Raw genomic sequence first — 12,770 nt, 5'->3', positions numbered from 1 at the left:
AAGACCAGTTGATGAAAAAAGTGGCATGGCGCCTGATGCCATTGCTGATCGTGATGTTCCTGGTGTCCTTCATCGACCGCCAGAACGTCGGTTTCGCCAAGCTGGAAATGGTGCATGCCTTAAGCATGAGCGAGGCGGCTTACGGCCTCGGCGCTTCGCTGTTTTTCATCGGCTACCTGCTGTTTGAAATCCCCAGCACTCTGGCCTTGCACAAATACGGCGCACGGGTCTGGCTGGCGCGCATCATGTTTACCTGGGGTGCGGTGACCATACTGCTTGGCTTTACCAGTTCGCTGCCGATGTTTTATGTGCTGCGCTTCATGCTGGGCGTGGCGGAAGCAGGGTTTTATCCGGGCGTGATTTATTACCTGACGCTGTGGTTTCCGCAGATTTACCGCACCCGCGTGCTGGGCATCTTTACCTTGGGCAGCGCCCTGGCGAACATGCTGGGAGCCCTGGTCGGCGGTTTGCTGCTGAACCTGAACGGCACGCTGGGCCTGGCAGGCTGGCAATGGGTATTCATCGCAACCGGCGCACCGGCGGTGCTGTTGACGCTGGTGGTGATGGTGTACCTGCCCGGTTCGATAGACGAAGCCAAATTCCTGTCAGCCGCGCAGAAAGCCAAGCTGAACGACATGATGCAACGCGATACGCCGGCCAACGTCACCCGCGGCAATCCGCTGGCGGCCTTGTGGGACCTGCGTGTGCTGCTGTTTGCCGCGACCTATATGCTGATGTCGACTTCCCTGTACGGCGTCACCTACTGGCTGCCGACTTTGGTGAAAGGCTTCGGCGTCAGCTCCACCATCAACGGTTTGCTGAACATGATGCCATGGGGGCTGGCGGTGCTGCTGTTGCTGTGGCTGCCGGGCAAGCTGCGCCATGACCGGGTGGTGTTCAAGGCGATCGCCGTCATTGGCCTGCTGGGTTTGCTATGCTTCACTTCCAGTGCGCTGCTCGATTCGAACACCCTGCGTTTCGGCGCCCTGGTCATAGGCGGGGCCTGCATCACCTTGCTGTATCCCTGTTTCTGGTCCTTGCCGCCGAAATTCTTCCAGGGCGCCCGGGCCGCGGCCAGCATCGCGGCGATCAATTCGATCGGCAACCTGGGCGGATTTTTCGGACAGAACCTGATGCCGTACGTGGGCAAGCTCACGCATAGCAATGTCACGCCGATGCTGGTGCCCGCGGCTTGCCTGGCGGTGCTGGGCGTGGGCGGGCTGGCGGCGGTGAACTGGCAGCGCAGGCGCGATCTGGATGATGAAAGCGCGCGCGAGCGCCAGGTGGCGATCCAGGAAGACGGCACCGAAGATCCGGGCGCCGGCATCGACCAGCTGCTCGACCGGCATCCTGATCATTTGCACATGCCTCATCCAAAGACCGATTAAGCCTCAGTGAAAGTCGCGGCTGCTGGTATACAGCTTGCCTAGCAGGGGCGACATGTCGATCAGGTGCTGGGCCACCAGGTGCCTGACGCCCTCATGGGATTGCCAGGTGCCATTGACGCCCATCAGCTTCGCTCCACGCAGTTCCTTGCGCTGGCTGTCCGCCAGGTCGGGCCAGACGATGACGTTGACAGTGCCGGTTTCATCTTCCAGCGTGACGAACACCACACCCTTGGCAGTACCGGGGCGCTGACGCACCGTGACGATGCCGCAAGCCCGCGCCAGCTGGCCGCTGCGAAAAGTATTCAGCACTTCGGCCGAGCGGAAGCGCTGTGCGTTCAGTTGCGGGCGCAGCAGCGCCAGCGGATGGCGGCCCAGGGTCAGGCCCAGCGCATCGTAATCGTTGAGCAGGTTCTCCTCCTCCGCCGGCTCGGCCAGCAGCAGCTCCTGTTCCTCCACCTGGGCCTGCTTGAGCAAGCCTTTATCCGGCGCGCTGACCAGCGCCTGCCACAACGCCTGGCGGCGGTTGCCGACCAGCGGCGCGAGCGAATTGGCGGCGGCCAGCGCCTGCAGCTGGTCGCGTTTCAGGCCGCTGCGCAAAGCCATGTCCTTGAGGTCGGTGAACGGCCGCACCGCGCGCGCCGCTTCAATCTCGTCGACATTCCCGGAGTTCAGTCCGCGCACCAGGTTGAAACCCAGCCTGACTGCGGGCCTGCCGGACGATGTCGGTTCCAGCGCGGCTTCCCAGTTGCTGATGTTGATGTCGACCGGCAGCACTTCCACGCCATGCCGGCGCGCATCCTGCACCAGCTGCGACGGCGAATAGAACCCCATCGGCTGGCTGTTCAGCAGCCCCGCCAGGAACGCTTCCGGCTCATGGCATTTGAGCCAGGAGCTGGCATAGGCCAGCTGGGCGAAGCTGGCGGCGTGGCTTTCCGGGAAACCGTATTTGCCGAAGCCCTGGATCTGGCTGTAGATGGCTTCGGCGAAACTCTTGTCGTAGTCCCTGTCTGTCATGCCGTCGATCAGCTTGCGTTCGAATTTTTCGAGGCCGCCTTTACGCTTCCAGGCCGCCATCGAACGGCGCAGGCTATCGGCCTCGCCCTCGGTAAAACCCGCTGCAATCACGGCGATCTGCATCACCTGTTCCTGGAAGATAGGTATGCCCAGGGTGCGTTCCAATGCTTGCTGCAAATTTTTTTGGTAGATGATTTCTTCAGGTTTCTTTTTCCTGTTTTGCAAATAAGGATGGACCATGCCGCCCTGGATTGGCCCTGGCCTGACGATCGCGACCTGGATCACCAGGTCGTAGAATTTACGCGGTTTCAGGCGCGGCAGCATGCTCATCTGGGCCCGGCTTTCGATCTGGAACACGCCTATGGTGTCGGCCTTGCAAATCATGTCGTAAGTCACTGGATCTTCGCGCGGGATGTCTTTCATTTCAAATGTCTCACCGCGCTGCATCGCCACCATCGCCAGCGCCCGCTGCAGCATCGACAGCATGCCGAGCGCCAGGATGTCTACCTTGAGCAGGCCGACCGCATCCAGGTCATCCTTGTCCCATTGCACCACGCTGCGGTCCTTCATCGCCGCGTTTTCGATAGGCACCAGCCGCGACAGCTTGCCGCGCGAAATCACGAAACCGCCAGGATGCTGCGACAGGTGGCGCGGAAATCCCATCAGGGTATGCGACAGATCGGCCCATTGTTCTGCAATCGCGGTATCGGCAGCCATGCCGAGTTCGCCGAAATTCTGCTGCAGCTGCTGCTTGTCGTCCCACCAGCGCTGCGATTTGGCGACCTGGTCGACCAGGCCGGGATCGACGCCGAGCGCCTTGCCGACATCGCGCAATACGCTGCGCGGCCGATAGCTGATGACCACCGCGGTCAGCGCCGCCCGCCGCCGGCCGTATTTTTCGTAAATGTACTGGATCACTTCCTCGCGCCGCTGATGTTCGAAATCGACATCGATGTCGGGCGGTTCATTGCGCTCGCGGCTGATGAAGCGGCCGAACAGCAAGGTGCTCTGGGCCGGATCGACCTCGGTGATGCCGAGGCAATAACAGACCGCCGAGTTGGCGGCCGAGCCGCGGCCCTGGCACAAGATGCCCTGGCTGCGGGCAAACTGGACAATGTCGTAGACGGTCAGGAAATAAGCTTCGTATTTCAGCTCCTGGATCAGGTCCAGTTCATCTTCCAGCTGCCGCTGCACCATGGCCGGGATTTCGTCGGAGAAGCGGCTGCGTGCGCCGATATAGGTTTGCTGGCGTAGATAGCTGGCCGGAGTATGTCCTGGCGGCACGATTTCATCCGGATATTCATACTTCAGTTCATCCAGCGAGAAGCTGCATTTGCCGGCGATCCTGACTGTTTCGGCCAGGGCCGCCGCCGGATACAGGTTGGCCAGCCGCAGCCGGGCGCGCAGATGCTGTTCGGCATTCGGCGCCAATGCGTAACCGCAGGCGGCGACAGGCTTGCCGAGCCGGATCGCGGTCAGTGTATCCTGCAGCGGCTTGCGCGAGCGGCGGTGCATGCAGACATCGCCGGTAGCGACCACCGGCAAGCCGAGCTGCCGCGCGACCTGTTCAATCACGGCGCGTTGCTGCTCGTCGCCGACCTGGTGCAGTATGGTCATGCCGATCCAGGCGCGGCCGGGAAAGGTGCTGTTCAGCCATGTCGCCTGGCGTGCCAGGGTCTCGGTGTCGATACCATGCACGGGCAGCAGGATCAGCAGGCAATCGGGCAGCTGGCGCAGGTGGGCGTTGGCGCTGTCGGGAGCGTCGAGGTCTTGCGGCCTGAGCAGGTAGTGGCCTTTGTCGGCGCGGCTGCGCGCCAGCGTGATCAGTTCCGACAGGTTGCCGTAACCCTCGCGGTTCTGCGCCAGCGCGATCAGGGAAAACGCCGGGCTGCCGTCGGCCTCATGCAGCTGGAACTGGCTGCCGATCAGCAACGGCAGTCCATGTTGCTTGGCCTCGACATGGGCGCGCACCACGCCGGCCAGCGAGCATTCGTCGGTAATCGCCAGCGCCGCGTAGCCGAGCTGGACAGCGCGCTCCACCAGTTCCTCGGGATGCGAAGCGCCGCGCAGGAAGCTGAAATTCGAGACGCACTGCAGTTCGGCGTATTCCGGCAGCACGATCGACGGCGGTGCCAGCGAAGGATTTTCTTTCATATCTAGTGTAGTGTTTCGCACATAATGACCCTTAATAAACGGCGTCTAGCCGACCGCGTCTTTTCGCGCCATGCGTTGTTGCAAATCCTCGCGATAGTCCACTATCGCTCCGGTTCGCGCGGGGCGGCCATCCGCCTAGCCTGGCACGAAAATACGCCATTTCTTAAATGCCATTACGTACGAAACACTACACTAATCAGGCAAACAAGCCGTGCAGGAACCAGTGGATGTCATCGCCATCGCGCTCGCGATATATCCAGTAACAAGCGGCTTCTGCACCTTCCGCCACGAAGTAATCGCGCACGGTCGGCGGGCCATCCCACCAGCCGCATTCGATGCGCTCTGGCCCTGACAGCAGGCGCAAGGGCGAACCGTAAAACGGTCGGTCCTTGCGGAACATCAAGGCCAACGGTTGTTGCAGGAGCCAGAATGGCCGTTGCGGCCGGATGCGGCGCAATGCATCGTCTGGCGCTAGCAGGCGTTGACTGTCGGCAGCGGCTTGCCAGGCGTTGGCGATTTCCGGCCGGTGGTCGGCCAGGGCGGCCGGCTGCAAGACATTTTCGCTGCCGAGCCGCGCGCTCAGCAGCTCCAGCAGACGAGCGTAGGCGCCGGGCGTGCCGCCTGGTTCGGGAAATAGCGAAGCGGTCGGCGGCAGCATCGGCGCCACCTGGGTTGCCTGTAAACGCAAGGCGATCACGGGCGCATCGAGTTGCAGCCGGCCCAGCCTTTCTTTCAGCAGGCGCAGCAGGTGTTCTTCATGCCAGGCTGGTTCGCCCAGTGCGATTTCCAGCGGCGTGGGGTGATTGCCTGGCGTCCGCGCTCATGTTCCATCGATAGCAGAAAGCGCGATACCGCCAGCTGTTGCGCCACCAGCCAGCCTATCATTTGCAGGATCAGGCGGCGTGCCGCAAACAGCACGGCCTCGGCATGTTCTATGCGGTCCGGCAGTTCCAGCCAGGCGCTGAATGCCTGCGGCGGCTGCACCCATTCAAATACCTCCGGCGCCGTGCCATAGGCGCGATCCAGGGTTTCCAGGATGTGCTTGTCGCTGCGCCGCTGCAAGCCGGCGCGCGGCAGCTTGCGCAAATCGGCCAGGGTCTGGCAGCCGATGCCGGCCAGCCAATCCTGGTAGGGGCGCGCCGCCAGCAGGATCGCGAACGGCAATTTATCCAGCCGCCGCTGCAGGCTGGCCAGCCGCAAGCAGCGGCGCTGCCGGGCCAGGCCGGCGTGTTGGCCTGGCAGCGATAGCGCGCCAGCAGCCACGCGCCCTGGGCAGTTGGCGCCATGCTGACGTGCGGGGTGAAGCCCAGCGCCTGGATGCTGTCGCGGATGCGGCGGCACAGCGCCAGGCGGCCGCCGAAAGCGCTCAGGCTGGCGCTGACGTCGAGCAGCAGCGAATCCTCCTCGGCATGCGCCACCTCCGGCGTGTATTGCAGCAGGGTCAGCGCGATATCGTTGCGCGCGCCTTGTTCGCGTACCGCATCACGCTCGCACAACTGCGCCTGCGGCGCCAGCGCCAGCACGCCGCCGCGGCGCATGCCAGGCCGCACGCCGCTGGCTTCCGCACTGGCGGTCATGGCCAGCACCTGGTCATGCTCCAGCACGGCCAGCATGCAGGGTTCAGACCAGCGCGGGCGCAATGTTTCCAGCGCCAGCGACGGCAGGTGTATGCCTATCCAGAGTGTCATGGTCGGGTGCGGCAAAAGAATGTGGCGGAACGGCCTGGACCGTGGCCGCATCGGTTTCGGCCACGGTTGCCGTCAGCGGCAGGTAAAACGCTTGTTCGTGCTGCGGTCCCTTGCGCTTGAGCAGCTGGATTTCGACGCCGTTGCGCGCCGGCCGCAGTGCCAGGCGCAAAGGCGAGGGCGAGGATTCGTGGGCGGCGCTCAGCGGCCGCAGCAGCCACAGCATGGTGTCGCTGGCCTGGGCCGCCAGGTGCAAGCGGCGCAAAGCTTCGCCGCGGATATGCGATTGCCACAGCAGCAGCGCGCCGCAGCTGCCGTTGCGCAATACCTGTTCCGCCGACCACAGCGCATCGGCGCTGCGCGCCGCCTTGATCCACAGCAGTTGTCCACTGGCCAGGCCGGCGCCATCCCAGGCTGCGATCTGCGGCAGATGCGGCGGCTGCAGCAAGACGATCCGGCGCTGACTGGCGATGCGCGCCAGCGCCGGCTGCAACAGGCGTATTTCGCCGCTGCCGGCCTGTTGCAGCAGCAACTCTATCAATGCCGAATGCGGCCAGCCGCCGTTCGGCAACTCGCGGTCCAGCGAGGGATGGCCGGAGGCCGTGACCACACCCTGGTAAGAACCCATCTGGTCTGCGCGCCACAAGGCATGCGGCAAGGTCGCCACGACCGATTGGGCGGCGGCGGAAATGCTGGATGGGGCGCTGGCGGGCATGGACATGACTAAATGACATTTAGGTAAAAACGTAAGCGGAGAAATATTATACTGTATGTATGTACAGTATAAATCCGATTCGCGGTTAGTCAATTGATCAGTCCATTCATCTATCTATGCTGTGATGGGACTATGCCGCGCTTATCTATATTTGGGTATAATTATGATATCTGCTTTTACGAGACCCCTGCACTGGGTAGGTTCGGCGAAAAAAGACCTTGCAGCGATGCCGTCAGAAGTTCAAGCCGCTTTTGGTTACGCGTTGCATTTGGCCCAGGCCGGCGGCAAGCATTATCAGGCCAAACCGATGAAGGGTTTTGGCGGCGCGGGTGTACTGGAAATTGTGGAAGATTGCCAAGGGGATACGTATCGAGCCATCTATACGGTGCGCTATGCCGAGGCACTTTATGTGCTGCATTGCTTTCAGAAAAAGTCTGTTAGCGGTAGCGCCACACCCAAGCCGGATATGGATTTGATTCGAACCAGATTGAAAACTGCAATCGCAATGCAAAGGAGTAGAGAGTGAATCAGAAAGTAACTATCAACGGTATCGATATTGAAATAGGTAGCGATAACCCCTATGCCGATCTCGGTTTCCCCGATGCCGACGAAATGCTGGTCAAGGCCAAGCTGGCGCATGAGATCTCCCAGATCATCAGGAGCCGGCATTTGACTCAGCAAGTTGCTGCCGATCTGCTGGGCATGCCCCAGCCTAAACTGTCAGAAATGTTGCGCGGAAAATTCAGGGGCATCAGCCAGGCCAAGATGATCGAGTGCCTGAACCGCCTCGGGCGTGACGTGGACATCGTCGTGAAGAAGACCAGCCGCTCGGCCCCAGGCCACACTCAGGTAGTGCTGGCCTGAAAATACGCAGCAACGCGATCCGCAAACAAGCCCAGCCCTGAGCACAGCACAAAATAGATCAAGCCGATGAACATGAAGATCTCGGCCGGATAAATCATCACCCGGCTATTGACCTGCGCCGCCACGAACGACAATTCGCCGACGCCGACGATGTAGGCCAGCGAGCTGTCCTTGATCAAGGTCACCCATTGGTTGACGAAGGAGGGCAGCATCATCTGCAGCGCCTGCGGCAGCACGATGTGGCGCAGCACCGCCACACGCGGCATGCCCAGCGACAGGCCGGCGTCCCATTGCCCGGCCTTGATGCCGCTGATGCCGGCATGCACCGAATGCGCCAGGTAGGCGCCGCCGATCAGCGCCAGGGCGCACATCACGGACAGCACGCCCGGCACGTCGATATGGAAAACGATGGGCAGCAGGAAGTAGGTCCAGAAAATCAGCATCAGCACCGGGATTGCGCGGAAGAAGCCGAGCACCATGGTCAGCAGCAGCTGCGGCCAGCCGCGCGCCAGCGACAGGGCGATCCCCAGCACCAGTCCCAGCAAAGCCGAGGCCAGCGCCGAACCGACGCTGAGCAGCACGGTCAGGGCCGCTCCGCCCAGCGGGCCGTCGGGATACGCACCCCAGAGCAGATATGGCAGGTTGTCCGTCAATACGCTGAGTTGCATGCTCATCGCTGCGCGGCGCCGGCCAGCCGTTGCCGGCGCTGGATCAGCTGGCCCAAGGTTTCAATCAGCGCGATGGCGGCGATGTAGAACAAGGTCGCCACGCCGAAAGCCTGGAAAGTCTTGAAGGTTTGCGCCTCCACCTGGCGCGAAGTGTAAGACAGTTCCGCCAGGCCGATGGCCATGGTCAGTGAAGTGTTCTTGACGATATTCATGTACTGGCCGAGCAAGGGCGGCAGCGCGATGCGCACCGCTTGCGGCAGAATCACGTAGCGCAATCCCTGCCAGCGGTTCAGGCCGAGGGCAGCAGCAGCCAGCCGCTGTGCTTCGGCAACACCGCGCATGCCGGCGCGGATTTCTTCGCTGACGTAAGCTGCAGAATACAGGCTCAGGCCGAAGATTGCACAGAGCAGCTCGAACGATGGCCATGTCAATTTCAGGTAAGGGCCCAGCACCACGCTGTGCACCGTATTGAGCCATTCCACCGAACTTTCCGGCAGCAGGCCGGAGACGCCGAAATACCAGAAAAACAGTTGCACCAGCAACGGGGTATTGCGAAAGATGGAGAGGAAGCCGCGGGCCGGCAGGACCAGCCAGGGCTGCCGGCTGGAGCGTGCGGCGGCGATGACAATGCCCAGCAAGGTGGAAAAAACGGCGACCACGGCGGACAGCAGCAGCGTCATCCACAGGCCGTCGAGCAGCCAGCCGAGGTATTTGGGGGCAAGCATTTGCCCCAGGATAGTTTGAAACTCAGTCATTTTTTACTTTGCAGCCACTAAACAAAAAAACACCGGCAACATGGAGATTGCCGGTGCAAGACAGATACACGGAGAATTAGTAGTTGGTCAGTTCTGGCTCAGCTTGGTGTCGCCGATCCTGAACAGACGCGGCAGCGGCGATTTGCTGTTGGGGCCGAACCACTTGTCGTAGATCTTGAGAGCGGTGCCGTTCTTCTCGAATTCGCGCAAGGTATCGTTGAGCGTATTGACCAGGCGCGTTTCGCCCTTGGGTACGCCGACGCCTTCATATTCCTCGGAAATGGCAAACGCCGGGATTTCATATTTTTCCTTGTCCGGGATATTCGCCAGCAGCGCGATCAGTTTCGAGCCGTCCTGGGTAATCGCCTGGACGTTGCCGTTGCGCAGGGCGGCCAGGGCAAACGGGGTGTCGTCGTACAGGACGACCTTGGCCGCCGGGTATTTTTCGCGCAAGGTGGTTTCCATGGTGGTGCCTTTGTCGGTCCCTATGCGCAGCTCGGGAATCTGCGTGGCGCTCTTCAGCACGCCTTTTTTCGCCAGGAATTGCTGGCCCGATGCAAAGTAAGGAATGCTGAAATCGATCACCTGGGCGCGCTCGGCATTGATGGTGAAATTGGCGAACACGACGTCGACCTTGCCGGACGTCAGTAAAGGGATGCGGTTGGCCGGGTTGGTCGGCACCAGTTCGACCTTGACGCCGAGCTTTTTGGCGACTTCATTGGCGTAGTCGACATCGAGGCCGATGAGCTTGTTGGTTTTCTGGTCGACAAAACCGAACGGCGGATTGCCGTCGAAGGTGGCGACGCGCAATACGCCGGCTTTCTTGATATCGTCCAGCTTGTCGGCATGGGCCAGCCCTGACAACAGCGTCAGGCCGGTGAATAAGATGGCGAATGATTTCATTGTTGTTGTCGTCCCTGGTTGATGTTTCGGTGCGGCCGATCGCAAAAAGCGACCGCCATGCAGGGCAGATTAACAAAACAAGATCACGCAGTGAACGATCAAAGTTGCATTTGAATATTACAAGTTTGCCGGCGTGTGCCCAGGCCCGATGCTGAAACACCGTTAAAATGCAGGAAACAACAGGCAAGGAGCACAGGCAATGGCAACAACGAAAAAAGTCGCGCTGGTTACAGGCGCAGGTTCCGGCATCGGCAAGCATATCGCTTTGGCGTTGCTGCGCAACGATTACAGCGTGGTGCTGGCGGGCCGGCGCATGGCTGCTCTGGAGGAGACGGTTGCCGCTGCCGGGGCCTCGGGGGTGGACGCCTTGGCGGTATCTGCCGACGTCAGCGATCCGGCATCGGTCAAGGCCTTGTTCGAAAAAACCAGGGATCGGTTCGGCCGGCTTGACCTGCTGTTCAACAATGCCGGCATCTTTACCAAATCGGCGTCGCTGGAAGATGTCGATTTTGCGCAATGGAAGGCGTCGGTCGATGTCAACCTGAGCGGCGCTTTCCTGTGCACGCAGGAAGCGTTCCGCATCATGAAGGCGCAAACTCCGGGCGGCGGCCGCATCATCAACAACGGTTCGATCTCGGCCCATGTGCCGCGGCCGAATTCGGTCGCCTATACGGCGACCAAGCATGCCATCACCGGCCTCACCAAGTCGACTTCGCTGGACGGCCGCAAATACAATATCGCCTGCGGCCAGATCGATATCGGCAACGCCGCTACCGACATGACCGAAAAGATGGAGCGAGGCATTTTGCAAGCCAACGGCCAGGTTGCAGTGGAGCCGACCATGTCGGTGGAAAACGTCGCCAATGCGGTGCTGTACATGGCGAGCCTGCCGCTGGATGCGAACGTTCAATTCATGACAGTGATGGCGACCAACATGCCGTTCATCGGACGCGGCTGATTGCCCTCGGTTTGACGGGAAACTGAATCTTCGTTACGGCTTCAGTTCGACATTGAATGCCTCGCCGGTGGCAAAAAAGGCGCCGCCGGACAGGTAGTGCAGCGAGCGCTGGTCGTCGGCCGGGAAATGCCAGCGGCCTGCCGAAAACGCTGCAGCATCGGCCCAGGCCGCCACCACCTCGGCGATGAACAGGTCATAGCGCTGCTGGTTGTGCAATTCCGGAATCACCTTGCATTCCAGCCAGGCCAGGCAGCCCGACATCAGCGGCGCGGCAATTTTCTCCGACGGAAATGTGGCGATATCGAGCGCGGCGAATTTGTCGCCGTCGCGTCCCGAGCTCGACCCTACTGCGAGCGTGGTCTCGGCCAGCGCCCGGGTCGGGATGTTCAGGGCGAATTCGCCCGAGGCTTCCACCAGTTCGCGGGTCAGGGTGCTGCTGTCGATCACCAGCAACACCTTGGGCGGATCGAAATCGAGCGGCATCGCCCATGCCGCCGCCATCACGTTGCTGACGCCGCCGTGGGCGCTGGTGACGATCGTGGTGGGGCCGTGGTTGAGCAGGCGATAGGCTTTGGCTAGTTCTACTGCTTGAATATTCTGCATGATGATCCCGATAAGGCTGCTGCCGTAGCTGCTTATTTTATCCGGATTCGCTATCCGGATTTGAATCGTCAAGCCTGGTCGGCAGGATAGGTTACGCCGATTTGTGCGCGTATCGTATCAAGCACAGCCATCTGCGCCAGCGTCTCGTCGTGCGTCGTGAACGGGCTTTCAACCAGGCCGGCGCGCAGGCAGCGCATTACCTCGATCGCTTCGTGTGCATAACCGTTGCCGATGAACGGGCATTGCTGGCTGCGTGTGCTGCCGTCGGCCAGCGTTATGGTCAGACTGGCGCCCAGGTGGAAATTCGTATGCAGGCGCAGGTAGCCCAGCTCGCCGGAGATGGTCATTTCGACCGGGCCGGCGACGCGGGTGCTGCAGATGCAGGAAGACAGTCCGCCGCCGCGGTGGCGCATGGAAAATGCGGTTTGCTCGTCGACGCCGGTGGCGCCGATTTCGGCAATCGATTGCACGGCGTCGACCGGGCCGAGGAAAAAAGTCGAGATCGATAAAGGATAAATGCCGATGTCGAGCAGCGCGCCGCCACCGAGTTCGGGATTGTACAAGCGGTGTTCGGGACCGAAATCGCCGACGAAACTGAAATCCGACTGCACCTGGCGCACCTTGCCGATTTCGCCGCTAGCGACGATGCGCCTGGCTTCGGTTATGCCGGGCAGGAAACGCGACCACATCGCCTCCAGCAGGAAAAGCTTGTTGCGGCGTGCAAGCGCGATCACCTGTTCCGCTTCGCGCCGGTTCATGGTGAACGGTTTTTCGCACAGCACATGCTTGCCGGCTGCCAGGCACATGATGGCATTTTCGGCATGCATAGAGTGCGGCGTGGCGATGTAGATCACATCGACTTGCGGATCGTCGGCCAGCGCCTGGTATGAGGCGTGGCGGTGCTGTATATCGAATTCACGGCCGAAGGCATCGGCGCTGCCGCTGCTGCGCGACGCCACCGCCAGCAGGACGGCGTCCGGAACGTCGTGCAGACCGGCGGCAAAAGCCCGGGCGATTTTTCCGGTGCCGAGAATGCCCCAGCGAACGAGTTGTTGCATGGGCT

Annotated in this window: 11 protein-coding genes and 1 pseudogene; 4 read left to right on the top strand and 8 right to left on the bottom strand. The window is 61.3% G+C overall.

What is annotated here, in order from left to right:
* The first annotated feature begins 11 nt into the window (after positions 1-11).
* Entirely contained in the window at positions 12-1,388 is a 1,377-nt protein-coding gene (locus CFter6_RS15315) for an MFS transporter (protein ID WP_061542391.1), read from the top strand.
* 3 nt (positions 1,389-1,391) lie between these two features.
* Here CFter6_RS15315 and CFter6_RS15310 read toward each other — a convergent pair whose 3' ends face one another.
* The 3 genes and pseudogenes from CFter6_RS15310 to imuA form a co-directional block, all read right to left on the bottom strand.
* On the bottom strand, positions 1,392-4,556 hold the full coding sequence (locus CFter6_RS15310; protein WP_061540661.1) for an error-prone DNA polymerase: 3,165 nt from the start codon (positions 4,554-4,556) through the stop codon (positions 1,392-1,394).
* Between the two features lie 196 nt (positions 4,557-4,752).
* Positions 4,753-6,244 (bottom strand): annotated as a pseudogene (locus tag CFter6_RS15305) (Y-family DNA polymerase).
* The gene (gene imuA, locus CFter6_RS15300; protein WP_082814810.1) at positions 6,177-6,962 is read right to left on the bottom strand and encodes a translesion DNA synthesis-associated protein ImuA; all 786 of its coding nucleotides are present in this window, start codon (positions 6,960-6,962) and stop codon (positions 6,177-6,179) included. Before imuA ends, CFter6_RS15305 begins: the two are co-directional and overlap by 68 nt.
* Positions 6,963-7,119: 157 nt before the next feature.
* Here imuA and CFter6_RS15295 point away from each other — a divergent pair, with 157 nt between their 5' ends.
* Together CFter6_RS15295 and CFter6_RS15290 are read left to right on the top strand one after the other, a co-directional pair.
* A complete protein-coding gene (locus tag CFter6_RS15295; protein WP_082814809.1) occupies positions 7,120-7,482 on the top strand; it encodes a type II toxin-antitoxin system RelE/ParE family toxin in 363 nt (120 codons plus the stop codon).
* Positions 7,479-7,820 (top strand): helix-turn-helix domain-containing protein, encoded by a 342-nt coding sequence (locus tag CFter6_RS15290; protein ID WP_082814808.1) that lies wholly within the window; start codon positions 7,479-7,481, stop codon positions 7,818-7,820. Before CFter6_RS15295 ends, CFter6_RS15290 begins: the two co-directional genes overlap by 4 nt.
* Here the strand turns inward: CFter6_RS15290 and CFter6_RS15285 are convergent.
* The 3 genes from CFter6_RS15285 to CFter6_RS15275 all read right to left on the bottom strand — a co-directional run bounded on the left by CFter6_RS15285 (position 7,802) and on the right by CFter6_RS15275 (position 10,146).
* Positions 7,802-8,488, bottom strand: coding sequence for an amino acid ABC transporter permease (locus CFter6_RS15285; protein ID WP_061542388.1), 687 nt, complete (start codon positions 8,486-8,488; stop codon positions 7,802-7,804). The two genes, CFter6_RS15290 and CFter6_RS15285, sit on opposite strands and share 19 nt — an antisense overlap.
* 2 nt (positions 8,489-8,490) lie before the next feature.
* Positions 8,491-9,243 carry an amino acid ABC transporter permease gene (locus CFter6_RS15280; protein WP_061540660.1) on the bottom strand — a complete coding sequence of 251 codons (753 nt, stop codon included), beginning with the start codon at positions 9,241-9,243 and terminating at the stop codon, positions 8,491-8,493.
* 87 nt (positions 9,244-9,330) lie between these two features.
* Entirely contained in the window at positions 9,331-10,146 is an 816-nt protein-coding gene (locus CFter6_RS15275) for an ABC transporter substrate-binding protein (protein ID WP_061540659.1), read from the bottom strand.
* A gap of 199 nt (positions 10,147-10,345) precedes the next feature.
* Between CFter6_RS15275 and CFter6_RS15270 the strand changes: the two genes are divergently transcribed.
* Positions 10,346-11,104: an SDR family oxidoreductase gene (locus tag CFter6_RS15270; RefSeq protein ID WP_061540658.1), complete on the top strand. Its 759-nt coding sequence runs from the start codon at positions 10,346-10,348 to the stop codon at positions 11,102-11,104.
* A gap of 33 nt (positions 11,105-11,137) precedes the next feature.
* Here CFter6_RS15270 and CFter6_RS15265 read toward each other — a convergent pair whose 3' ends face one another.
* Entirely contained in the window at positions 11,138-11,707 is a 570-nt protein-coding gene (locus CFter6_RS15265; RefSeq protein ID WP_061542386.1) for a flavin reductase family protein, read from the bottom strand.
* A gap of 68 nt (positions 11,708-11,775) precedes the next feature.
* Positions 11,776-12,765, bottom strand: coding sequence for a Gfo/Idh/MocA family protein (locus CFter6_RS15260; protein ID WP_061540657.1), 990 nt, complete (start codon positions 12,763-12,765; stop codon positions 11,776-11,778).
* Positions 12,766-12,770 lie beyond the last annotated feature (5 nt).

Source organism: Collimonas fungivorans, assembly GCF_001584145.1.
Classification (GTDB): domain Bacteria; phylum Pseudomonadota; class Gammaproteobacteria; order Burkholderiales; family Burkholderiaceae_D; genus Collimonas; species Collimonas fungivorans.
The sequence above is the reverse complement of the archived record's forward strand: the minus strand, read 5'-3'. Positions and strand labels throughout refer to the sequence as shown.